The sequence below is a fragment of the Limnohabitans sp. genome (assembly GCF_034680285.1).
Lineage (GTDB): Bacteria > Pseudomonadota > Gammaproteobacteria > Burkholderiales > Burkholderiaceae_C > Limnohabitans_A.
Map to the genome: position 1 here is coordinate 36,784 of NZ_JAXITC010000007.1, position 23,336 is coordinate 60,119.

The 23,336-nt window shown below is 58.5% G+C and carries 21 protein-coding genes; 11 read left to right on the forward strand and 10 right to left on the reverse strand.

What is annotated here, in order from left to right:
* Positions 1-31: 31 nt before the first annotated feature.
* From SWE17_RS07465 to SWE17_RS07500, 8 genes are all read right to left on the reverse strand, one after another.
* Positions 32-1,225, reverse strand: a complete 1,194-nt coding sequence (locus SWE17_RS07465; RefSeq protein ID WP_322992475.1) for an FAD-dependent monooxygenase — start codon at positions 1,223-1,225, stop codon at positions 32-34.
* A gap of 122 nt (positions 1,226-1,347) precedes the next feature.
* On the reverse strand, positions 1,348-2,310 hold the full coding sequence (locus SWE17_RS07470; protein WP_322992476.1) for an MBL fold metallo-hydrolase: 963 nt from the start codon (positions 2,308-2,310) through the stop codon (positions 1,348-1,350).
* A gap of 115 nt (positions 2,311-2,425) precedes the next feature.
* Positions 2,426-3,421, reverse strand: coding sequence for an aldo/keto reductase (locus SWE17_RS07475; RefSeq protein WP_322992477.1), 996 nt, complete (start codon positions 3,419-3,421; stop codon positions 2,426-2,428).
* A gap of 106 nt (positions 3,422-3,527) precedes the next feature.
* Positions 3,528-4,106: a hypothetical protein gene (locus SWE17_RS07480; protein WP_322992478.1), complete on the reverse strand. Its 579-nt coding sequence runs from the start codon at positions 4,104-4,106 to the stop codon at positions 3,528-3,530.
* Positions 4,107-4,238: 132 nt separating this feature from the next.
* Positions 4,239-6,830: a bifunctional aconitate hydratase 2/2-methylisocitrate dehydratase gene (gene acnB, locus SWE17_RS07485; RefSeq protein ID WP_322992479.1), complete on the reverse strand. Its 2,592-nt coding sequence runs from the start codon at positions 6,828-6,830 to the stop codon at positions 4,239-4,241.
* A 33-nt stretch (positions 6,831-6,863) separates the two neighbouring features.
* Entirely contained in the window at positions 6,864-7,445 is a 582-nt protein-coding gene (locus SWE17_RS07490; RefSeq protein ID WP_322992480.1) for a hypothetical protein, read from the reverse strand.
* Positions 7,442-8,359 carry an HpcH/HpaI aldolase/citrate lyase family protein gene (locus SWE17_RS07495; RefSeq protein ID WP_416234992.1) on the reverse strand — a complete coding sequence of 306 codons (918 nt, stop codon included), beginning with the start codon at positions 8,357-8,359 and terminating at the stop codon, positions 7,442-7,444. Before SWE17_RS07495 ends, SWE17_RS07490 begins: the two co-directional genes overlap by 4 nt.
* A gap of 109 nt (positions 8,360-8,468) precedes the next feature.
* Entirely contained in the window at positions 8,469-9,455 is a 987-nt protein-coding gene (locus SWE17_RS07500) for a malate dehydrogenase (RefSeq protein WP_322992482.1), read from the reverse strand.
* Between the two features lie 233 nt (positions 9,456-9,688).
* Here SWE17_RS07500 and SWE17_RS07505 point away from each other — a divergent pair, with 233 nt between their 5' ends.
* The 10 genes from SWE17_RS07505 to leuB all read left to right on the forward strand — a co-directional run bounded on the left by SWE17_RS07505 (position 9,689) and on the right by leuB (position 19,160).
* Positions 9,689-10,474, forward strand: coding sequence for a GntR family transcriptional regulator (locus SWE17_RS07505; protein WP_322992483.1), 786 nt, complete (start codon positions 9,689-9,691; stop codon positions 10,472-10,474).
* Positions 10,475-10,604: 130 nt separating this feature from the next.
* The gene (gene sdhC, locus SWE17_RS07510; RefSeq protein ID WP_322992484.1) at positions 10,605-11,036 is read left to right on the forward strand and encodes a succinate dehydrogenase, cytochrome b556 subunit; all 432 of its coding nucleotides are present in this window, start codon (positions 10,605-10,607) and stop codon (positions 11,034-11,036) included.
* A 32-nt stretch (positions 11,037-11,068) separates the two neighbouring features.
* A complete protein-coding gene (gene sdhD / locus SWE17_RS07515; RefSeq protein WP_322992485.1) occupies positions 11,069-11,434 on the forward strand; it encodes a succinate dehydrogenase, hydrophobic membrane anchor protein in 366 nt (121 codons plus the stop codon).
* 53 nt (positions 11,435-11,487) lie between these two features.
* The gene (sdhA, locus tag SWE17_RS07520) at positions 11,488-13,293 is read left to right on the forward strand and encodes a succinate dehydrogenase flavoprotein subunit (protein ID WP_322992486.1); all 1,806 of its coding nucleotides are present in this window, start codon (positions 11,488-11,490) and stop codon (positions 13,291-13,293) included.
* A gap of 63 nt (positions 13,294-13,356) precedes the next feature.
* Positions 13,357-14,061, forward strand: coding sequence for a succinate dehydrogenase iron-sulfur subunit (locus SWE17_RS07525; RefSeq protein WP_089954868.1), 705 nt, complete (start codon positions 13,357-13,359; stop codon positions 14,059-14,061).
* Positions 14,061-14,369, forward strand: coding sequence for a succinate dehydrogenase assembly factor 2 (locus SWE17_RS07530; protein ID WP_322992487.1), 309 nt, complete (start codon positions 14,061-14,063; stop codon positions 14,367-14,369). Before SWE17_RS07525 ends, SWE17_RS07530 begins: the two co-directional genes overlap by 1 nt.
* Before the next feature lie 42 nt (positions 14,370-14,411).
* Positions 14,412-15,710: a citrate synthase gene (gltA, locus tag SWE17_RS07535; RefSeq protein ID WP_322992488.1), complete on the forward strand. Its 1,299-nt coding sequence runs from the start codon at positions 14,412-14,414 to the stop codon at positions 15,708-15,710.
* Between the two features lie 242 nt (positions 15,711-15,952).
* Complete coding sequence (leuC, locus tag SWE17_RS07540) at positions 15,953-17,374, forward strand: 3-isopropylmalate dehydratase large subunit (RefSeq protein ID WP_322992489.1); 1,422 nt, start codon at positions 15,953-15,955, stop codon at positions 17,372-17,374.
* Between the two features lie 20 nt (positions 17,375-17,394).
* Positions 17,395-18,048 carry a 3-isopropylmalate dehydratase small subunit gene (leuD, locus tag SWE17_RS07545; RefSeq protein WP_322992490.1) on the forward strand — a complete coding sequence of 218 codons (654 nt, stop codon included), beginning with the start codon at positions 17,395-17,397 and terminating at the stop codon, positions 18,046-18,048.
* A 26-nt stretch (positions 18,049-18,074) separates the two neighbouring features.
* Positions 18,075-19,160 (forward strand): 3-isopropylmalate dehydrogenase, encoded by a 1,086-nt coding sequence (gene leuB / locus SWE17_RS07550; RefSeq protein WP_322992491.1) that lies wholly within the window; start codon positions 18,075-18,077, stop codon positions 19,158-19,160.
* Between the two features lie 79 nt (positions 19,161-19,239).
* Here the strand turns inward: leuB and SWE17_RS07555 are convergent, their stop codons facing one another.
* Together SWE17_RS07555 and SWE17_RS07560 are read right to left on the reverse strand one after the other, a co-directional pair.
* Positions 19,240-20,994, reverse strand: coding sequence for an N-acyl-D-amino-acid deacylase family protein (locus tag SWE17_RS07555; RefSeq protein WP_322992492.1), 1,755 nt, complete (start codon positions 20,992-20,994; stop codon positions 19,240-19,242).
* Positions 20,975-21,850 carry a bile acid:sodium symporter family protein gene (locus tag SWE17_RS07560; RefSeq protein WP_322992493.1) on the reverse strand — a complete coding sequence of 292 codons (876 nt, stop codon included), beginning with the start codon at positions 21,848-21,850 and terminating at the stop codon, positions 20,975-20,977. The genes SWE17_RS07555 and SWE17_RS07560 overlap by 20 nt, the downstream gene beginning before the upstream one ends.
* Before the next feature lie 311 nt (positions 21,851-22,161).
* Here SWE17_RS07560 and asd point away from each other — a divergent pair, with 311 nt between their 5' ends.
* Positions 22,162-23,292 carry an aspartate-semialdehyde dehydrogenase gene (gene asd, locus SWE17_RS07565; protein WP_322992494.1) on the forward strand — a complete coding sequence of 377 codons (1,131 nt, stop codon included), beginning with the start codon at positions 22,162-22,164 and terminating at the stop codon, positions 23,290-23,292.
* Positions 23,293-23,336: the final 44 nt, after the last annotated feature.

Below are 23,336 nucleotides of genomic sequence, written 5' to 3' on the forward strand. Positions count from 1 at the left end.
GCTGAGCCCGAAAAATGGCTAGGTGTGATCTTCAGACGGACGGGCCTTGGCCATAAAGCCAAGGCACATCCATCAACCGCTCGCCCATCAGCCGCAGCGAGAGGTTGCGTCCCAGCGCCACAGGGCCTTGGGCATGGAAGATCCGGCCATTGCGGATGGCTCGGGTTTGAACGCGGGCATTGCGAGCCCAACGTTGCTCGGCATAGCCCTGCAGCTGCTCAGGGACCGATAAGCCACCCAAGCTCAAGCGCTGCGCCAAGACCTGTGCATCTTCAATGGCCATGCCCGCGCCCTGGGCCAGATAAGGCCGCATAGGATGGGCCGCATCACCCAGCAAAGCCACACGGCCTTGGGCCATTTCACTGGCTTGACTCAAGGGCAGCCGGTCGTGCAGCGCCCACTGCCGCCAAGCGGGCACCGATGCCAAACGCTCGTGTAAATCACGGCCTACCGCACCCATGGCGTGCATCAACGCCTGGGTTTCTCCGGCCTGGTCCCATTCTCGATCTTGGTCTGGCTTGGCGCCATGGACAATGGCCACCAGGTTGAGCCACTGCCCGCTGCGCACCGGGTAATGCACCACATGCAATCGAGGCCCCATCCAAACGGTGACTTGGTCACTGCGCAAGTGTTCGGGCAAATCTGCCTGTGCCACCAGCGACCTGTACGCCAGATGACCCGTAAAGCGAGCAGGCATGTCGCCCACGAGTTGCTGTCGCACCGTGCTCCATACACCGTCGGCCCCAATCAGGGCACTGGTCTGCAAGGTCAGGCCTTCCAAGGTGTTCACCAGTAAATCTGTTTCGTTGGCCTCCCAGCCACGCACGGTCTGCCCGAGCAGCATGTCCACCCCAAGGCCCAGTGCTGCCTTGTGCAGCAAGCCCTGCAAATCGGCCCTGTGGATGGTGGCGTAAGGCGCACCATAAAGCAGCTGCGCCCGCTCTCCCAAAGGCAAGGTGCCGAGCACCTGCCCCGTTTGGGCGTCACGCGCTTGCAATTGCTTGGGGTAAGCCGCTACCTGCGCCAGCGCAGAACCCAACCCCCATGCCTGCAAAATGCGCGTCACATTCGGCCCGATTTGAATGCCCGCGCCCACTTCGCTGAGCTGCGCTGCGCGCTCCATCAAGCGCACAGATACCCCACGCTGCCTACAAGCCACAGCGGCTGCCAATCCACCTATGCCGCCGCCAGCAATCAACACTTGTTGGTGATCTTCTCGAGTCATGCGCCCATTGTGCCCTCGACCATCGACCTATCAGGAGACGGCGTTGGTTGAAATAGGAGGGCCCGTCAAAACGGCACCTGAGGGTGCCGTTGGATTCAAGATGGTTGGAGCTGTCAGCGGACTCAGGCCACCGGCTTGAACTGGTAGCCCTCACCCGATGGCTCGATCGTGCCAAAGGCTGGAAATGGAAAGTGGAAGCCACCGGCCACCATTTTCTCTTTCACCAACATGTCAAACACACGGCGGCGCGTTTGACGTGCCATCTCGGGGTTCATGTCAAACAAAACAGCCCAGTCGGGGGCCCGCGCAAACAAAGACGGCACGTTGGTGATGTCGGCGACATAAGCGAACGACTGTCCTTGCGATTGCATTTTGAACAAAGTGTGCCCAGGCGTATGGCCAAAGGCTGCGATCGAGGTCACGCCAGGGGCCACGTCGGTACCCGGCTCGAATTTGACCAATTGGTCACCCGACAAGTTGCCCAGGGCACGGCGGACGCCGGCAAAAGCACCTTGCATGCCCTGAGGCGCAGCCGCCATGCGTGCGTCATCCATCCAGAAAGCGTGCTCGACAGAAGGCACATGAACACGGGCATTGGGGTAGACCAATGAGCCGTTTTTGTAACGCAAACCGTTGATGTGGTCACCATGGTAATGGCTCAAAACCACGTTGTTGATGTCTTCGGGCTTAAAGCCAGCAGCTGCCAAGTTGCTCAGCAACTTGCCTGTGGTGGGTGGCCCGTTGTCGGCAAATCCTGTGTCAAACAAATAGCGCTGATTGCCATTGACCAACAAAAATGGGGTGTAAGGCACATCGATGTAATCGGTGGGCAAATTTTGCGAGGCCAGCAAAGCCTTCACATTTTCCAAAGGGACTTTGGGCACAAACTCTTCGCCCAAGGGTCTGCGCACAGCACCATCATTGAGGGCAATGATTTCCATGCTGCCCAACTTCATCCGGCGAAAACCCACGCTGGGGAGTGAAGGTGGACCAAAATTGGGCGCTGACTGCGACCAAACTGAAGAGAAAACCAAGGCCGAGGTGCCTGCCAAGCCGGCCCCCATGAAAGAACGACGTGAAAACATCCGATGACTCCGTGTTGATAGTGGTCCAACAGCATAACCAGCTGTTTTGATTCAACGAATACGGCCCCAATAACCACGGTCCTCAAAGGGTTGAGTCAGCCGTGGAGATTCAAACTCACCGTCCGTTCAGTGGGTAGGCGGGGTCGTTGTAACCTGGGGTTGAAGGGTGTCCCGGGGACACCAACGCATTGACCAAGGCTTCGTCCTCGGGCGTGATGTCGACATCCATTGCAGCTGCGTAGTCTTGCCACTGCGCCAGCGTCCGTGGCCCTGCGATGACTGCGCTGACATGCCGATTGGCCAGAACCCAAGCCGTGGCGAAGTGAGCCAATGAAACGCCTTTTTTCTCACAGTGCTGGCGCAAGGTTTGTGCAATTTGCAGAGACTCTTGGCGGAACTCGGTTTCGAGGATGCGTTTGTCGGCTCGCGCAGCCCGGCTGCCCTCTGCGGGCGCTTGCCCGGGGACATATTTCCCGGTGAGTACGCCTCGTGCAATCGGGCTGTAGGAGACCACGCCCATTCCGTAATGCCCGCAAGCCTCCAAAATTTCCACCTCAGGCATGCGGTTGAGCAAGTTGTAATAAGGCTGGCAAACCACAGGGCCGGGCATGTTCATCTGCCGGGCCATGTTGACCATCTCGGCGATGCGCCACCCCCGGAAATTAGAGACGCCCCAATAACGGATCTTGCCGTCACGCAGCAAGGCGTCGATGGCGCGCAATGGCTCTTCCAAACTCATGCCGTTGAAATCGCGGTGCAGGTAATAAATGTCCAGGTGGTCGGTGGCCAGTCTGCGCAGGCTGTCTTCACAGGCCCGAAGCATCCAGCTGCGCGAATAGCCTTGGTTGTTGGGCAACTCCGACATCGCGTTACCGACCTTGCTGGCCAAGACCCAGCGCTGGCGCTGCCCTTTGAGCACTTGGCCCACGATTTCTTCGGACTGTCCAAGCGAGTAAACGTCGGCGGTGTCGATGAAGTTGCAGCCCTTGTCTTGTGCATCCGCCACGATGCGGCCGGCATCTTCGAGCGAAGTTTGATCGCCAAACATCATGGTGCCCAAGCACAAACGAGAAACTTTTAAGGGGCTGCGGCCCAAAGTGGCTTGATTCACAGGAAACTTTCTAAGCAAAGTGGCGTTACATCAAGACTAGGTCATTTGCCAAAACCTTGCTGTCACCTGCGCGGAAGAACAGACCATTTCCAACGCCATCGCACCATCACCGAAATCCCTGCAAAAAGCTCGGACCACCGTCTTGTAAAGGACCCAAGGGGTTTTTCCGTATCTCCAATTCTTGGATGGCAGGTTGACCACCCCATGTCCGGTGCACGACCACGCCATTGACCATCAAAATGGTGGCGTTAAAGCGCCAGCCACTGGTTTCGGTCGTGCGCTTGAGGTTGACGAAATCCATGAAAAAGCTGCCCGTGCGCGTCCGGGTAATGCGTGAGGCTTTGATCTCCCACCCCCGGCAAGCATCACCCGCCTTCAAGCAATCTTGGATGCCTTTGTCCAGATCATCCCGATTTTGCAGGTTACCGTTGATGACACGTTTGGCGATGTCTGAATGCGTCAGGATCAGGGTATTGGGCTGCTGGATCGGATCAATGCCCAGCGGGGCCAAAGTGGTCAAATCGCTTTGGTAGGGCACCAAAGACTCAATGGTCAATCGTGCCTCGTTAAAGCTTTTGAATTGAGCAGCGTTGGTGGTGGATGTCGGGAGCAAGGACGCACACCCCTGCAAGAAGACCCAGGCTCCCGAGATAAATACAAAAGACAAACAACGTTTCGATGACATGGCGGTGTGATGCGTGTGCTGCCATTGAGCGCTTCAACATAGGCCAAGGTCTGTGACTTGACGCACAAAACCGCCATGAAAAAAGCCCCGCCAGCTTTCACCGACGGGGCTTTCTGCTCACTGCAGCTTAGATCAGGCGGTCACGCCTTTGGCTGTTTCCACGTACTCTTCAATTTGGTTGAAGTTCAGGTACTTGTAGATGGCTGCGCCATCTTTGTTGACCACGCCCATGGCTTGGTGGTATTCGGCCACGGTGGGGAACTTGCCCATCTTCGATGTGATGGCGGCCAACTCGGCAGAAGCCAAGTACACGTTGGTGTTCTTACCCAAACGGTTGGGGAAGTTACGTGTCGAGGTTGACACCACGGTCGCGCCTTCGCGCACTTGGGCTTGGTTGCCCATGCACAAGGAGCAGCCAGGCATTTCAGTGCGGGCACCGGCTGTACCAAAGGCTGCGTAATGGCCTTCTTTGATGAGCTCGCTCTCATCCATCTTGGTTGGAGGTGCCACCCACAACTTGACAGGAATGTCACGCTGACCACCCAACAAGGTCGCCGCAGCACGGAAGTGACCGATGTTGGTCATGCAAGACCCAATGAAGGCTTCATCGATGTGTGTGCCTGACACTTCAGACAAGAACTTGGCATCATCGGGGTCATTCGGGCAGCAAACGATCGGCTCTTTGATGTCGGCCAAATCGATCTCGATGACGTGTGCATACTCGGCGTCTTTGTCGGCTTCCAAAAGACTAGGCGCAGCCAACCATTCTTCGACCTTGGCAATGCGACGCGCCAATGTGCGGGCGTCGGCGTAGCCGTCGGCAATCATGTTCTTCATCAGAACGATGTTGGACTTGAGGTATTCCTCGACTGGCTCTTTGTTGAGTTTGATCGAGCAACCTGCGGCCGAACGCTCGGCGGAGGCGTCAGACAATTCAAACGCTTGCTCGACCTTCAGGTTGGGCAGGCCTTCGATTTCCAAGATACGGCCAGAGAATTCGTTGATCTTGCCGGCCTTGGCCACGGTCAACAAACCTTGTTTGATCGCGTACAAAGGAATGGCATGCACCAAGTCGCGCAATGTCACGCCAGGTTGCATTTCGCCTTTGAAGCGAACCAAGATGGACTCGGGCATGTCCAAAGGCATCACGCCTGTCGCAGCGCCGAAAGCCACCAAGCCAGAACCGGCTGGGAAAGAAATACCGATGGGGAAGCGGGTGTGCGAGTCACCACCTGTACCGACGGTGTCAGGCAACAGCAAACGGTTGAGCCAGCTGTGGATCACGCCGTCACCTGGGCGCAAGGATACGCCACCACGGTTGCTCATGAAGGCTGGCAATTCGCGGTGTGTTTTCACGTCAACAGACTTGGGGTAAGCCGCTGTGTGGCAGAACGATTGCATGACCATGTCAGCAGAGAAGCCGAGGCATGCCAAGTCTTTCAACTCGTCGCGTGTCATGGGGCCTGTGGTGTCTTGTGAACCCACGGTGGTCATCTTGGGTTCGCAGTAAGTGCCGGGGCGAACGCCTTGACCTTCTGGCAAACCAACTGCACGACCGACCATCTTTTGGGCCAGCGTGAAGCCAGCTTTGGTGGTGATAGGTGCTGTGGGCAAACGGAACACGGTTGATGCTGGCAGGCCCAAGAACTCGCGAGCCTTGGCGGTCAAGCTGCGACCGATGATCAGGTTGATACGGCCACCAGCGCGCACTTCGTCAAACAGCACATCGCTCTTGAGTTGGAAGGTGGTGATGGTTTCGCCGTTCTTGACGATCTTGCCGTCGTAGGGCAAAACGTCAACCACGTCACCCATTTCGAGTTGGGTCACGTCGACTTCGATCGGCAAAGCGCCTGAGTCTTCTTGGGTGTTGAAGAAGATGGGGGCAATTTTGCCGCCCAAAGTCACGCCACCGAAACGCTTGTTTGGCACGAAAGGAATGTCTTCACCAAAGCCCCAGATGATGCTGTTGGTGGCGGACTTGCGTGAAGAGCCTGTGCCGACCACGTCACCGACGTAAGAGACCAAATGGCCTTTTTTCTTCAGCTCTTCAATCATGGCCATAGGGCCGCGCTTGCCGTCTTCTTCTGGCTTGAACGCTGCGCCTTCGCGGGTGTTTTTCAACATCGCCAAATAGTGCAACGGGATGTCTGGACGGCTCCAAGCGTCCGGCGCTGGAGACAAGTCGTCGGTGTTGGTCTCGCCAGGCACCTTGAACACGGTAATGGTGATTTTTTTCTCGACTTCAGGACGTGTGGTGAACCACTCGGCATCAGCCCAGCTTTGCATAACTTCTTTGGCCTTGGCATTGCCAGTCTTGGCTTTTTCAGCGACGTCATTGAAGAAGTCAAACATCAACAATGTTTTCTTCAATGCGTCAGCGGCCACAGCAGCCACTTCAGCGTCGTCGAGCAACTCGATCAGGGGGTGCACGTTGTAGCCGCCCACCATGGTGCCCAGCAACTCAGTGGCTTTGGACTTAGGGATCAAGCCTACTTTGACTTCGCCGTGAGCCACAGCGGCCAAGAAAGAGGCTTTGACTTTGGCCGCATCGTCCACGCCTGGTGGGACGCGGTGGGTCAACAAGTCCATCAACGCTGAGTCTTCGCCTGCGGGTGGGTTCTTGATCAGCTCGATCAATTCAGCCGTTTGCTTGGCATCCAAAGGCAGTGGGGGGATTCCCAAAGCTGCGCGTTCGGCAACGTGGTCACGGTAGGCTTTCAACATGGTTTTTTCTCCTGTCAGTCAAGGTTTCAAGATTTATCGCCCCATGCCTGTCGTATCGATCAGGCTGGGCGGAGGGTTGGATTTCATATCTGTGGCGTAAGCCATTTGTTCGGCATTCGCACATTCATCGGCCAGACGACGGCCCTTGTTCTGGTCCATCAACATCGATTTGTTGGCCAATTGCAACCAAACTGCACCCGCTTTGCGGTCTTCCAAGCGGATCGCCCCTGTGCTGGTTGCGACAGGGTGCATCCGGTAGCGAAAACCCTTGCCATGCAAATAGAAATAGCCGGGTTGCGAAGCATCGGCCTCCAATCGCACAGTGGTGCCGAGTTCACAAGGCAATTGTCCTTTGTGCACGCGTTCTGCAATGGCCAGTTCATCGGGGCCCATCAAGGTATCGGGCTCCGCCTGGGGTGGACTTTTTTTAGTCTTGGCCTTGACGTTCTTAATTGGTGCAGGCTTGTTCTTTGACTCTGTACTCGCCGGGGTTTTGGTGTTCGATTGCGACCAGGCCAACCCCGTTGTCATCCACAACAAAATCGCAGTGCAAAGGACTTGCAAGAAAAGGTGTTTGGGTATCCCTTGGCCCATTGAACGCAAAGGTTTCGTCATGGTGCAAGCCTGTTAGGAGAGGCGACAGACGCAAAAAATGACTGCACCTCTTGCGGCAAGCGACAACCGGTTTGGTGGGCGCGTTCGATCAATTGCCAAAAAAAACGGTAACTGGCTCTGTCATGCAACTGTCCGCCATGGCTGATGGGCGCCCATTGGGCCGCGTGCGCAGCCAAAACGATCTCGCTGGCCTGCTCAATCTGAGCCTCACTGGGTGCCATCGCCTCGAGAATCGGGCGAATCTGGTCGGGGTGAATGCTCCACATGCGCGTGTAGCCCAGCTCGCGTGCGGCTTTTTGGGCCGCCATGCGAATGGCATCGGCGTTTTTGAACTCGGTGACCACGCAATGCGAAGGCACCTTGCCATGGGCATGGCATGCACTGGCGATTTCCATCTTGGCGCGCAACACCAAGGGGTGTGTGAACTGACCTTGAACGCCCATGCCGTCGGCGGGGATCGCCCCGCCATGGGCCGACACAAAGTCCATCAGGCCAAAACTGATGGACTGCACACGCGGGTGGGCTGCAATGTCAAAGGCGCGGTGCACGGCAGCGGGTGACTCGATCAGCACATGCAAAGGCAGATCGTGCGCACCGGCCTGAATCAAAGCCTGCTCGGCCAGCTGCACATCGGCGGCCGACTCGACCTTGGGCACCATGATGTGCGTCAAGCGTTGGGCTGCCTGGCCGGCAATGGTGGCCATGTCAGCCTGAAAACTGAGGTGATGCACAGGGTGTACACGCACCGCCACACGTGCATCGGGCGCCGCGCCCAGCGCCAGCTCGGTGACCAGCGCGGCATGCTCAGCTTCGCCGCCCACGCGGGCACCGTCTTCGCAATCAAGCGTCACATCAAAGACGCAGGTTCCAAACTCCTGCGTCATTTCAGCTTGCAGCTGCAAGCTTTTGCGCATCCTCGCATCGACACCGCTGTAATGGTCGCAAACCGGCAGCTGAACGCTAGCGGCTTGCGCACCCAACAGGACGTCGCGAGGATGGCTCACTTGAATTTCTCAGCCTGAATCAGATCAGGTGAGCCACGCCAGCTTGCTCGTCGGTCAGTTCTTTGAGCGTCTTGTCGATGCAGCCTTGGCTGAAGGCATCGATTTCCAGACCTTCAACGACTTTGTACTCACCGTTTTCGCAGGTGACTGGAAAGCCAAACATGACGTCCTTCGGAATGCCATACCAACCTTGCGATGGGATGCCCATGGTGACCCACTTGCCATTGGTGCCCAGGGCCCAATCGCGCATGTGATCGATGGCCGCATTGGCAGCCGAAGCTGCCGAGGACAGGCCACGGGCTTCGATGATGGCGGCGCCGCGCTTGCCAACTGTAGGCAAGAACACATTGGCGTTCCATTCCTGGTCGTTGATCATGGCCTTGACCGACTCGCCCTTGATGGTGGCGAAGCGGTAGTCGGCGTACATGGTGGGCGAGTGGTTGCCCCACACGCACAATTTCTCGATGTCGGCCACGGCTTTGCCAGTTTTGGCTGCGATTTGAGAAGCGGCGCGGTTGTGGTCGAGGCGCAACATGGCAGTGAAGTTGCCGGGTTTCAGGTCCGGAGCAGCCTTCATGGCAATGTAGGCATTGGTGTTGGCGGGGTTACCCACGACCAGCACTTTGACGTCACGCGAAGCCACAGCGTTCAGGGCCTTGCCCTGGGCTGTGAAGATGGCGCCGTTGATGGCCAGCAATTCAGCGCGCTCCATGCCAGGGCCGCGTGGACGCGAACCGACCAGCAAAGCGTAGTCCACATCCTTGAAAGCGGTCATGGGGTCGCCATGGGCTTCCATACCCACCAGCAATGGGAATGCACAATCTTCCAATTCCATCATCACGCCCTTGAGCGCTTTTTGTGGGCCTTCGACGGGCACTTCGAGCAATTGCAGGATGACGGGCTGGTCTTTGCCCAGCATTTCGCCAGAAGCGATACGGAACAACAATGCGTAACCAATTTGACCTGCTGCGCCGGTAACGGCAACTCGGACGGGCTTTTTGCTCATGGTGGATAACTCCAGAAGGTTGAAAAGAAGGGTTGCAGTCCACAACAGAAAGAGCTGCCAGGTCTGTCCGTTAACACGGACCCACGCTTGCCGCTCAAAATTCGGCGGAAAACATGCGCAAACAGCTGTTAAGTGTACCCGCGAAAACCCTCACTGGTCAATTTGTCTTATGTCTTATATAAGATATGATGCGGCATCTGACGCCCCACTGACCCATGCGTCATTTTCCACCCATGAACAACAACTCCCCATTGGCCGACTCCAGCTCAACAGTAGCCTCTGCTGGCGTGCCAACGCCAGCGTTCAGTCCGCTGTATCAGCAGATTAAAGGGCTGATTTTGCAAAATCTGCAATCGGGCGAATGGAAACCCGGAGAGTCCATACCCAGCGAGATGGAACTGGCCGCCCGTTATCGGGTCAGCCAAGGTACGGTCAGAAAAGCCATTGATGAATTGGCCAGCGATCACTTGCTGGTGCGCAGGCAGGGGAAAGGCACCTTTGTGGCCACGCATGCGGAAGACCATGTGCAGTACCGTTTCTTGAAACTGATGCCCGACCGTGGAGACTTGGACTCAGAAGGACCTGCGCAACGGGAAATTGTGGACTGCAAACGCTCCCGCGCCACCGCCGACATCGCCAGGGCCTTGGCGCTTCGCACTGGAGACGCCGTACTCCAAGTGCGCCGCGTGCTTTCTTTTGGCAACACTCCCACCATTTTGGAAGACTTGTGGTTGCCTGCAGCCCCCTTCAAAGGCCTGACCGCTGAGCGACTGGCCGATTACCATGGCCCCATGTATGCCCTGTTTGAAACCGAGTTCGGGGTGCGCATGGTCCGTGCGGATGAAAAAATCCGTGCCGTTGTACCCGACGCGACGCAAAGCCAACTTTTAAAAGTAAGCCCCAGCACCCCTTTGCTCAGCGTTGAGCGTGTTGCTTACACCTACAACGACACGCCCATGGAGCTGCGCCGAGGCTTTTACAGCACAGAAAATCATCACTACCGAAATGCTCTGAGCTAAGAGCGTTCGACCCTCGAAAAATCACCTTGTCACGTTCGTGTGCAATCCTCATGTCAGTTTGCTGCGTTGCAATAGAATCAAACTGATTTGACTCCTGCAACTCAAAAGCGTTAATCCAGAAAGTACCCACATGACCGAACTCGCGCGCAAGCGGCCTGAATTCCGCAACATCAACGCCTTGAAAGATTTGCCCAGTTACCGTCTTCCAGCGGCAGGCATCGTGTCTATTCTTCACCGAATCAGCGGTTTCCTGATGTTTTTGCTGATGCCACTCATCATTTGGATGTTTGACAGCTCCATCACCTCTGAAATTTCTTTTGCCAAATTGTCAGCAGCTTTCAACATCGGCCTTGGTTTTGTGCCGGGTTGGTTCATCAAGCTGATCGCCCTGGCCTTGATCTGGGCTTACCTGCACCACTTCATTGCAGGTCTGCGTCACTTGTACATGGACATGTTCCATGCCGTCACCAAAGAGTTCGGCAAGTCGTCAGCCATTGTCACCCTGGTCCTGAGCATTGGATTGACAGCCGTGCTGGGCGCCAAGCTGTTCGGTTTGTACTGATCTTTGCCATAACAACAAAAGGAAACTGATCTATGTCCGTGAACTTCGGCTCCAAACGCATCGTGACCGGCGCTGGCTACGGCTTTCGTGACTGGCTCGCACAACGCGTCACCGGCACTTTGATGGCCCTCTTCACCGTGCTCTTGTTGGCTCAGGTGATCTTCACCACGGGGCCCATCGGTTATGAAGAATGGGCAGGTATTTTTGCCTCCCAGTGGATGAAGGTGTTGACTTTCTGCGTGATCCTTTCTCTGCTGTACCACGTCTGGGTGGGCATGCGTGACATCTGGATGGACTACGTCAAACCTTTGGCTGTGCGCCTGGCTTTGCACGTTTTCACCCTTGTCTGGCTGATCGGCTGTGCTGGCTGGTCCGTTCAGGCACTGTGGCGCCTTTGAGCCGCCCATCACCGCTTGTCATTGCGCTGAATCCATACCAACCAAGATAAACCATGAGCTATACCAAAGACAAAATCACCACCCGCAAGTTTGACGTCGTGATCGTCGGCGCCGGTGGTTCGGGCATGCGTGCCTCGCTGCAATTGGCCCGCGCGGGTCTCAATGTCGCCGTCCTGTCCAAAGTGTTCCCTACCCGTTCACACACCGTCGCGGCCCAAGGCGGCATCGGTGCCTCCCTCGGCAATATGTCCGACGACAACTGGCATTACCACTTCTACGACACCATCAAGGGCTCCGACTGGCTCGGCGACCAGGATGCCATCGAATTCATGTGCCGCGAAGCACCCAAGGTCGTGTATGACCTGGAGCACATGGGCATGCCGTTTGACCGCAACCCCGACGGAACGATTTACCAGCGACCCTTTGGCGGCCACACCGCCAACTACGGTGAAAAGCCAGTGCAACGCGCTTGCGCGGCTGCTGACCGTACTGGCCACGCCATGCTGCACACGCTTTACCAGCAAAACGTCGCGGCCAAAACCAGCTTCTTTGTGGAGTGGATGGCGCTGGACTTGATCCGTGATGCCGAAGGCGACGTGGTCGGCGTGACTGCGCTCGAGATGGAAACCGGTGACCTGCACGTCTTGCACGCCAAAACCGTGCTGATGGCGACGGGTGGTGCTGGTCGCATTTATGCGGCTTCCACCAACGCCTTCATCAACACGGGTGACGGCTTGGGCATGGCAGCGCGTGCTGGCATTCCTTTGGAAGACATGGAGTTCTGGCAATTCCACCCCACCGGCGTGGCCGGTGCAGGCGTCTTGTTGACCGAAGGCTGCCGCGGCGAAGGTGCGATCTTGCTCAACAGCAATGGCGAACGCTTCATGGAACGCTACGCGCCCACCTTGAAAGATTTGGCACCGCGTGACTTCGTGTCACGCTGCATGGACCAGGAAATCAAGGAAGGACGCGGCTGCGGTCCTAACAAAGATTACGTGATGCTCAAGTTGGACCACTTGGGTGCAGAGACCATCCACAAACGCCTGCCCTCGGTGTACGAAATCGGCGTCAACTTCGCCAACGTCGACATCACCAAAGAGCCCATCCCTGTTGTGCCCACCATCCATTACCAAATGGGCGGCATCCCAACCAACATCAACGGCCAGGTCGTGACCCAGAGCGCCACGGACAACAACGCTGTGGTCAACGGCTTGTATGCCGTGGGCGAATGCTCTTGCGTTTCGGTGCACGGCGCCAACCGCTTGGGCACCAACTCGCTGCTCGACTTGTTGGTGTTTGGCCGCGCAGCTGGCAACCACATCGTCGACTTCGCATCCAAAACCAAGTCTCACAAAGACTTGCCCGCCGATGCCACAGACCGCACGCTGGAGCGTCTGAATAAACTCGAAGGCCGTGGCGGTGAGTACGCGCAAGACGTGGCCAACGACATGCGCGCCACCATGCAGTTGCACGCTGGAGTGTTCCGCACTCAAGTCGCCATGGACGAAGGCGTCCAAAAGATCGCTGCGATTCGCGAGCGCGTGAATGCCATCGGCCTGAAGGACACCTCCAAGGTGTTCAACACCGCCCGCATCGAGGCCTTGGAAGTGGAAAACCTGATCGAAGCCGCGCAAGCCACCATGGTGTCTGCTGCTGCCCGTCGTGAGTGCCGTGGCGCCCACACCGTAAGCGACTATGAGCGCCCCGTGGATGATGCCGTCGCGCCATTGGGCCGTGACGACGCCAATTGGATGAAACACACCCTCTGGCACAGCGAGTCGAACAGCCTGACCTACAAGCCCGTCAAGCTCAAGCCCTTGACTGTGGACTCCGTCCCCCCCAAGGTTCGCACCTTCTAAGTATTGCCAAGACCGCTCACCTCAGGTGGCGATCGACCCACCGAACACATCAGGAGTTCTTTCATGACCCTACGCACATTCCAGATCTACCGCTACGATCCTGACAAGGATGCCAAGCCTTACATGCAAACCATCCAGGTTGAACTGGACGGTAACGAGCGCATGTTGCTCGATGCCCTGATGAAACTCAAGGCCGTAGACCCCACCATTTCTTTCCGCCGCTCTTGCCGTGAAGGCGTCTGCGGCTCGGATGCGATGAACATCAATGGCAAAAACGGTCTGGCATGTCTCACCAACATGAACACCTTGCCCGGCACCATTGTTTTGAAACCGCTGCCCGGCCTGCCCGTGATCCGCGACGTGATCGTGGACATGACCCAGTTCTTCAAGCAATACCACTCGATCAAGCCCTACCTCATCAACAGCACCATCCCACCGGAAACCGAGCGCCTGCAAAGCCCGGAAGAGCGTGACGAGCTGAACGGTTTGTACGAGTGCATTTTGTGCGCCAGCTGCTCGACCAGCTGCCCCAGCTTCTGGTGGAACCCCGACAAGTTCGTGGGCCCAGCCGGTTTGCTGCAGGCCTACCGCTTCATCGCGGACAGCCGCGATGAAGCCACCGCGGAGCGTTTGGACAACTTGGAAGATCCCTACCGTTTGTTCCGTTGCCACACCATCATGAACTGCGTCGATGTCTGCCCCAAGGGTCTGAACCCCACCAAGGCCATCGGCAAGATCAAAGAAATGATGGTCCGCCGCGCCGTCTAATGACCGTTACACCCATTCTGGAAGACGCGTCACTGGTTGGCGCTGACCGCCAAGCGCTTTTGAGCGAGCGGTCACTCAGCAAGCTGCGCTGGCGCAGCCGCCGGGGTCTGCTCGAAAATGATTTGTTCATCGAGCGCTTTTTCAACCAACATGCGAGCAGTTTGTCGGTTGGCCAAGCCCGGGGTATGTATGTGTTGATGGACCTGTCTGACAACGATCTCATGGACTTGCTGTTGCGCCGCAAGGAGCTGCAGCCTGAGATCAGCACCGAAGAGGTGCGTGAAGTCCTGGACATGTTGAGAGCGTGAACCGAACAGGTTCAACCCCCTGAATTTTTGAGGAAACCCACCATGAAACTCGCCGATAACAAAGCCACCCTGTCGTTCTCCAATGGCAGTCCCAGTATCGAGATGCCTGTTTACTCCGGCAACATCGGTCCTGACGTGATCGACATTCGCAAGCTCTACGGCCAAAGTGGCATGTTCACTTACGACCCTGGCTTCCTCTCCACGGCATCGTGCCAATCGGCCATTACCTACATCGATGGTGACAAGGGCGAGCTGTTGTACCGTGGCTACCCCATCGAGCAACTGGCCAACAAGGCTGACTATCTGGACACCTGCTACCTGCTCTTGAACGGCGAACTGCCTGTGGGCCAGCAAAGCAAGGACTTCCACAAGCTGGTGAACCAGCACACCATGGTCAACGAGCAGATGCAGTTTTTCCTGCGTGGCTTTCGCCGTGATGCGCACCCCATGGCTGTGTTGACGGGCCTGATTGGCGCTTTGTCAGCCTTCTATCATGACAGCACCGACATCAACAACCCTGAGCACCGCCACATTGCAGCGATCCGCCTGATCGCCAAAATGCCCACCTTGGTGTCCATGGCCTACAAGTACGGCGTTGGCCAGCCCTACATGTACCCTCAGAACAACCTGAGCTATGCAGGTAACTTCTTGCGCATGATGTTTGGTACACCGTGCGAAGAATATGTGGTGAACCCTGTGCTCGAGCGCGCCATGGACCGCATCTTTACCCTGCACGCAGACCACGAGCAAAACGCTTCCACATCCACAGTGCGTCTGTGCGGCTCGTCCGGCACCAACCCGTTTGCAGCCATCGCTGCAGGCGTGGCTTGCCTGTGGGGCCCTGCCCACGGTGGTGCCAACGAGGCTTGCCTGAACATGCTGGAAGACATCCAAAAAATGGGTGGCATCTCCAAAGTGGGCGAGTTCATGGAAAAGGTCAAAGACAAAAACTCCGGCGTCAAGCTCATGGGCTTCGGTCACCGTGTTTACAAAAACTACGACCCCCGCGCCAAGTTGATGCAAGAGACTTGCGACGAAGTGCTGAAAGAACTGGGCCTGGAAAACGACCCCCTGTTCAAGCTGGCCAAGGCCCTGGAAAAGATCGCTCTGGAAGACGACTACTTCGTCAGCCGCAAGCTCTACCCCAACGTGGACTTCTACTCCGGCATCGTGCAACGTGCCATCGGTATCCCAGTGAACCTGTTCACCGGTGTGTTCGCCTTGGCCCGCACTGTGGGCTGGATCGCTCAATTGAACGAAATGATCAGCGACCCCGAGTACAAAATCGGCCGCCCACGTCAACTGTTCACCGGCTCCCCTCGCCGCGACGTGCAGCGTTGATCGGTTTTCAACCGAATCCCGAAAGCCCGCCTTGTGCGGGCTTTTTCATGAGAAAAACCAGCACTTGAGCGGTTGGGGCCCGGGGCTGTCAAGCCGATTTGCTGGCGCGAAGCGACTGATGAGGCCTGGCAGCACCGGGCCCCGGCCGCTCAAGTCACCGCAGCGACCAAAACGCCATGGCAGAAGGCCCACCGAAGGCCGCCTATCCGCATAAAATGGCAGGCTGCACAGCAAGGAAACCCATGGCACGCACGCTCTACGACAAGATCTGGGACGAACACGTCGTCCACACCGAAGAAGACGGCACTTCCGTCCTGTACATCGACCGCCACTTGGTACACGAAGTCACCAGCCCCCAGGCCTTTGAAGGCCTGCGTCAAGCCGGCCGCAAAGTCTGGCGCGTCAGCTCCATCGTCGCCACCGCAGACCACAACACCCCGACCACCGGTTGGGAACTGGGCTACGACGGCATCACCGACCCGATCAGCAAAGAACAAATCACCACGCTCGATGCGAACATGAAGGAATCGGGCTCTGCGGCCTTCTTCCCCTTCCTGTCCAAGCGCCAAGGTATCGTGCACGTCATTGGCCCTGAAAACGGCGCCACCCTGCCCGGCATGACCGTGGTCTGCGGCGACTCGCACACCTCCACGCACGGCGCATTCGGCGCACTGGCCCACGGCATCGGCACTTCCGAAGTCGAACACGTCATGGCCACGCAAACCCTCTTGGCCAAAAAAGCCAAGAACATGCTCATCAAGGTCGAAGGCACGCTGGCCAAAGGCCTCACCGGCAAAGACATCGTGCTGGCCATCATCGGCAAGATCGGTACCGCTGGCGGCACCGGCTACACCATTGAATTTGCAGGCTCAGCCATCCGGGCACTCAGCATGGAAGGCCGCATGACGGTCTGCAACATGGCCATCGAAGGCGGCGCACGCGCTGGTCTGGTGGCGGTGGACGAAAAAACCATCGAGTACGTCAAAGGCCGTTTGCTCTCGCCCACGGGCGTCGAGTGGGACCACGCCTTGGCCTACTGGAAGACCCTGCAGTCCGACCCCGGCGCGCACTTTGACGCTGTGGTCGAACTGGACGCCAGCACCATCGTGCCCCAAGTCACCTGGGGCACCTCGCCCGAGATGGTGCTGGGCATTGACGGCCACACGCCTGACCCCGACAAAGAAAAAGACGACGTCAAGCGCGACGCCATTGAGCGCGCACTGACGTACATGGGCCTGCAGCCCGGCAAAGCACTGTCCGACATCACCATCGACAAAGTGTTCATTGGTTCGTGCACCAACAGCCGCATCGAAGACATGCGCGAAGCCGCAGCCGTCGTCAAAAAGCTCGGCCAAAAAGTTGCGAAGAACGTCAAGCTGGCCATGGTCGTGCCTGGTTCGGGCTTGGTCAAAGAACAAGCCGAGCGTGAAGGCCTGCACGAAATTTTCAAGGCCGCAGGCTTTGAGTGGCGCGAACCCGGTTGCTCCATGTGCTTGGCCATGAACGCCGACCGCCTGGAACCCGGCGAGCGTTGCGCATCGACGTCCAACCGCAACTTCGAAGGCCGTCAGGGCGCGGGTGGCCGCACCCACTTGGTCAGCCCCGCCATGGCCGCCGCTGCGGCCGTGCACGGCCACTTTGTTGACATTCGCAAATTCGCCTGAAGCGTTCGAGGAATCACAACATGCAAAAATTCACCCTCCTCAAAGGCCTGGTGGCTCCGATGGACCGCGCCAACGTGGACACCGACGCCATCATCCCCAAGCAGTTCCTCAAGTCGATCCGCAAAACCGGCTTTGGCCCCAACCTGTTCGACGAATGGCGCTACCTGGACGTAGGCTTTCCCGGCCAAGACCCAGCCAGCCGCAAGCCCAACCCGGACTTTGTCCTCAACCAGCCCCGCTACCAAGGCGCCAGCATCTTGCTGGCCCGCAAAAACTTCGGCTGCGGGTCTTCGCGCGAACACGCACCTTGGGCCATTGACCAATACGGCTTTCGCTGCGTGATCGCGCCCAGCTTTGCCGACATCTTCTTCAACAACTGCTTCAAAAACGGCCTGCTGCCCATCGTGCTGCCCGAAGCCGTGGTGGCCCAACTGTTCGACGAAGTCGCGGCCTTCCCCGGCTACGAGCTCACCGTCGATCTGGAGCGCCAGGTTGTGGTGCGCCCCCAAGGCGAAGAAATCCCGTTCGAGGTGCAGGCCTTCCGCAAGTACTGCTTGCTCAACGGTCTGGACGACATTGGCCTGACCCTGCGCCACGCTGAAAAAATCAAGGCCTTTGAAGCACAGCGCCTGGCCACCAAGCCTTGGCTAGCGCACACCGCAGTCAACGCCTGAGCCCACCCAATACACTGGAACCCCCCATGAAAATCGCAGTCCTCCCCGGTGATGGCATCGGCACCGAAATCGTCGCCGAAGCCGTCAAAGTCCTGAACACCCTCGACCTGAAGTTCGAGATGGAAACCGCCTTGGTCGGTGGCGCCGCTTACGACGCCTTTGGCCACCCCCTGCCCGAAGCCACACTCAAGCTGGCGATGCAGTCTGACGCCGTGCTGTTTGGTGCGGTGGGTGACTGGAAATACGACAAACTTGACCGCCCCCTGCGCCCCGAGCAAGCGATTTTGGGCTTGCGCAAAAACATGGGCCTGTTCGCCAACTTCCGCCCTGCCATTTGCTACGAGCAGCTGGTCGGTGCGTCCAGCCTGAAGCCCGAGCTGATTTCCGGTCTGGACATCCTGATCATCCGCGAGCTAACCGGTGACATCTACTTTGGCCAGCCACGCGGCCGCCGCATCGCGACCGATGGCCACTTTCCGGGTGCCGAAGAAGCCTTCGACACCATGCGCTACAGCAAGCCCGAGATCGAGCGCATCGCGCATGTCGCCTTCCAGGCCGCCCGCAAGCGCAAGGCCGCTGGCACCGAAGGCCGCGTGACCAGCGTGGACAAAGCCAACGTGCTCGAGACCTTCCAGTTCTGGAAAGACGTGGTCACCGAAGTCGGCAAAGAGTACCCCGACATCGCGCTGGACCACATGTACGTGGACAACGCTGCCATGCAACTGGTCAAGGAACCCAAGCGCTTTGACGTCGTGGTCACCGGCAACATGTTCGGTGACATCCTGAGCGACGAAGCCTCCATGCTCACGGGTTCAATCGGCATGCTGCCTTCGGCCAGCCTGAACACCAAAAACCAAGGCCTGTACGAGCCCAGCCACGGCAGCGCCCCCGACATCGCGGGCAAAGGCGTCGCCAACCCCTTGGCCACCATCCTGAGCGCCGCCATGATGCTGCGCTTCAGCCTGAACCAGCCCGAAGCCGCCCAGCGCATCGAAGCGGCTGTGCAAAAAGTGCTGGCCCAAGGCCTGCGCACGGGCGACATCTGGAGTGAAGGCACCACCAAGGTGGGCACCGCGCAAATGGGTGATGCGGTGGTCAAAGCCCTCGGCTGATCACACCTCCAGAAACAAAGCCCGGCACCTGTGAAGGTGGCCGGGCTTTTTTTCGCGCAAAAATCTGGCGGGCAGCGGGTCAGTCTTGGCCCATGCGCACCAACTGTCCGGGGCGAGCCTCGGTGATCTTGCCTTCGCGCTGCACCTGCTCGCCCGCCACCCAGGTGGCGACGTACCCCTCGGCCTTTTGCACAAAGCGCTTGCCGCCTGCAGGCAAATCGCGCACCAAGCGGGGCAAGCCCACGCTCAAGCGTGTGGGGTCGATGGCATTCAGATCGGCACGCATGCCCTCGGCGATCACGCCCCGGTCTGACAAGCCCAAATAACGGGCATTGCGACTCGTGAGCATTTCCACCGCCGTCTCCAGCGCTATGGGCTCACGCCCGCGGTCACGCACCCAATGCGTGAGCATGAAGGTGGTGAAGCTGGCATCGCACACCGTGCCCACATGCGCGCCCGCGTCGCTCAGGCTGCTGAGCGCGCGCGGGTGATCCAGCATGCGGCGCACAGCATCGAGCGATCCCTCGTTGTAGTTGAAGATTGGGAAATAAATCAGCCCCGAGCCATCACCGGCACAAAGATGGTCGTAAATCACCTCCAGCGGTGAGACACCAGCCTGCTTGGCGCGCACCAAAAAGCTCTGCATCACCGAAGGCTCGTAATTGAGCGTGTCCTCCAGCGCAAACATGCGCCCACTGATGAGGTCAATCTTGGCCAGCAGGATGTCGACCAGAGGCGGGATCGCGCTGCCATCACCCGCCAAACGCTCGGACTTTTCAGACAGGATGCGGGCCTTTCGGGCGGGGTCGTGCAAAGCCTCGGCACGTTGCGCCAGTGGCAAATGCGCCACTTCTTTGTAAGACGGGAAACCCATGAAAGGGTGAAAGCTCGCGTCAAGCCCATTGAGCACGCCGATGCCGCGAACGGCGGTTTGCAGATACAAAGGCAGGCCTGCCTTCACCGCAACTTCGACCCGCTCTTGGATCTTCAAGTACTGCTCACCGCCGGGGTCACGCTGCAACCAGGTCATGGACACTGGCTTGCCGCTGGCCCGCGCCAGTGCCTCCACGCAATCGAACTCGGCGTCGAAGGGATCTGGGCCGTTCATCAGGTTGAAGTCGCTCACGATCTGCAACACGCCGTGGCTCAGGCCTTCAAAGGCCTGCGCCAACCCAGTCAGCTCGTCGTTGCCCGCATTGGCTGCGGGCGTGTCCTTGCCCTCGGACGTGCGGTGGTTGTCGCTGCGCCCGGTGCTGAAGCCGGCAGCGCCCGCCTGCAGGGCCTCGCGCAGCAGGGCCTGCATGGCTTGAATGTCTTGGACCGTGGCCTTCTCGTGGGCCAGGGCCCGCTCGCCCATCACGTACATGCGCAAGGGGTCGTGCGGCACCTGCACCAAATAGTCCAGGCTGCGCGGCGTGGCCGCCAACGCGTCCATGTACTGTGGAAAGCTTTCCCAGTTCCAGCGGATGCCCTCGTGCAGCGCAGCGCCGGGGATGTCTTCCACGCCCTCCATCAGCTTGATCAGGTCGCCCTCATGGCCGGGTCGCTTGGGCGCAAAGCCCACCCCGCAGTTGCCCATGACCAGAGTGGTCACACCGTGGTAGATGCTGGGCGTGAAGCACTCGTCCCAGGTGACTTGTCCGTCGTAGTGGGTGTGGATGTCCACAAAACCGGGGGTGACCCAAAGGCCTGTCGCATCCATTGTTTGCTGGGCGGGCTCGTCCACCTGGCCCACTGCCACAATGCGGCCGCCGCGCACACCCACATCGGCCACACGCGCAGGCGTGCCCGTGCCGTCAACCACGGTGCCGTTTTTAATCAACCAATCGAGCATCTTTTTTTCTCCAATACAGGGCCAAGCCCATGCCGCTCACGATGTGCCAAATGCCCCACAGGCTGGCCAGCGTGACCATCCCTAAGTCGCTCCCAAATTGCACCGCGATGATGCCCAGCGCCAGGCCCGAGTTCTGCATGCCGCCTTCGATCATGATGGCCCGGCGGTCGCGCTCGCTCACGCGCATGGACTTGGCTGTGGCCCAACCCAAAAACAGGCCGCTGGCGTTGTGCACCACCACCAGCAGCAAAGTGGGCAAGAGGCCCAGGGTCAGCAACTGGCGCTCCTTGATGAGCCCCGCCACGATGAACAAAATCAAAGCGCCCACCGCAAAGTTGCCCAGCGGCTTGCGGATGCGCTCGGTCAGTGCAGGCAGTCTGTGCGAGAAAACCAAACCCAGCGCCAGCGGAATGCCCAAGAGCGCCACCAGACTCAGCCAGATGCCGGACGGGTCGATCGACAACTGGCGCAACCAGGAAGCTGTTTCGGGGTTCGCCGCAATCATCCAGCTGAAGTTGAAGGGCGTGGCAAACAGCGCGATCACGCTGGCCACCGCCGAGATGCTGACCGACAGCGCGGTGTTGCCGCGCCCCATGTGGGTGACCACATTGCTCAGGCTCCCACCCGGGCAGGCTGCCACCAAAATCATGGCCGCCTCGACGTTGGCGGGCAAATCCAGCGCCAGCGTGGCCAACCAGGTGCCCACCGGCAGCAAGATGAACTGCGGAATCAGGCCACAGAGCACGGCACGCGGGGTTTGGGCCACCCGACGGAAGTCGTCAACGCGCAATTCCAGCGAGACCGAAAACACCATGGTCGCCAGCACCAGGCTCAAAATCAGTTGTTGTGTGGTCATGCGTTAGTCCTTTCAAAAAGTATAGACAACACCTGGTGCCCTCTGGCAAAGGGTTTACGCGCAATCGTCCACCCGAGACCGTCAGGCCCGTACAAGCTAATCCAGTACAATGTCACCCCATGTTCCACGCCCACCTGTTCTCCTCGAACGTCAACACTGCTGCTGCAGTGGCTCTTGGTGCGCGTGCAACCACCACCAAAACGACGACCATTAAGGGCTAACGGCTCTGGTTCGTCGTGCGCCCTCCCCGGCCAGACGAGCCGGGGCAAACAGTCAGGTCTCGAACTGTTTAACTTTGAAAGGGCAATGAAATGAGCAAGTTGGTAGGTTTAGTTGGCTGGCGCGGCATGGTCGGCTCGGTTCTCATGGACCGCATGATTCAGGAAAACGACTTTGACCTGATCGAGCCCTTGTTCTTCTCCACATCGAACGCAGGCGGCAAAGCCCCCTCGATGGCCAAGAACGAAACCACACTGCAAGACGCCTTCAACATCGAGCAGCTCAAGCGCTGCGAGATCATCATCACCGCCCAGGGCGGCGACTACACCTCTGAAGTCTTCCCCAAGCTGCGCGCTGCCGGCTGGAAAGGCCATTGGATCGATGCCGCATCGACCCTGCGCATGGAAAAAGACGCGGTCATCATCTTGGATCCGGTCAACATGCCCGTGATCAAGAACGCTTTGGCGCACGGTGGTAACAACTGGGTGGGCGGCAACTGCACTGTGTCTTGCATGTTGATGGGTGTGGGCGCTTTGTACAAAGCCGGCCTCGTCGAGTGGATGAGCACCCAGACTTACCAAGCGGCTTCGGGTGGCGGCGCTCAGCACATGCGCGAGTTGCTGACCCAATACGGCACCCTGAACGCCGAAGTCAAAGCTTTGCTGGACGACCCCAAGAGTGCGATTCTGGAAATCGACCGCATGGTGGTGGCCAAACAACGCGCCTTGACCGCAACTGAGACCGCCAACTTTGGCGTGCCACTGGGTGGCTCCTTGATCCCCTGGATCGACAAGGACCTGGGCAATGGGATGTCCAAAGAAGAGTGGAAAGGCATGGCCGAAACCAACAAAATTTTGGGCATGGGCGAAGGCTTCAACTCTGCGGCCATTCCGGTCGACGGTTTCTGTGTGCGCGTGGGCGCCATGCGTTGCCACAGCCAGGCACTGACCTTCAAGCTCAAAAAAGACGTGCCCGTGGCCGACATCGAAGCCATGATCGCCGCCGACAACGAGTGGGTCAAAGTGGTGCCCAACACCCGCGAAGCGACCATCAAGGACCTGACCCCTGTGGCCGTGACCGGCACCATGACCATCCCCGTGGGCCGCGTGCGCAAACTGGCCATGGGCCCTGAATATGTGGGCGCGTTCACCATCGGTGACCAACTGCTGTGGGGCGCGGCCGAGCCGCTGCGCCGCATGCTGCGCATCTTGTTGGACGCTTGATGCTTTTTCGGCCGATGCCTCACCGAGCACCTTACCCCCCTGTG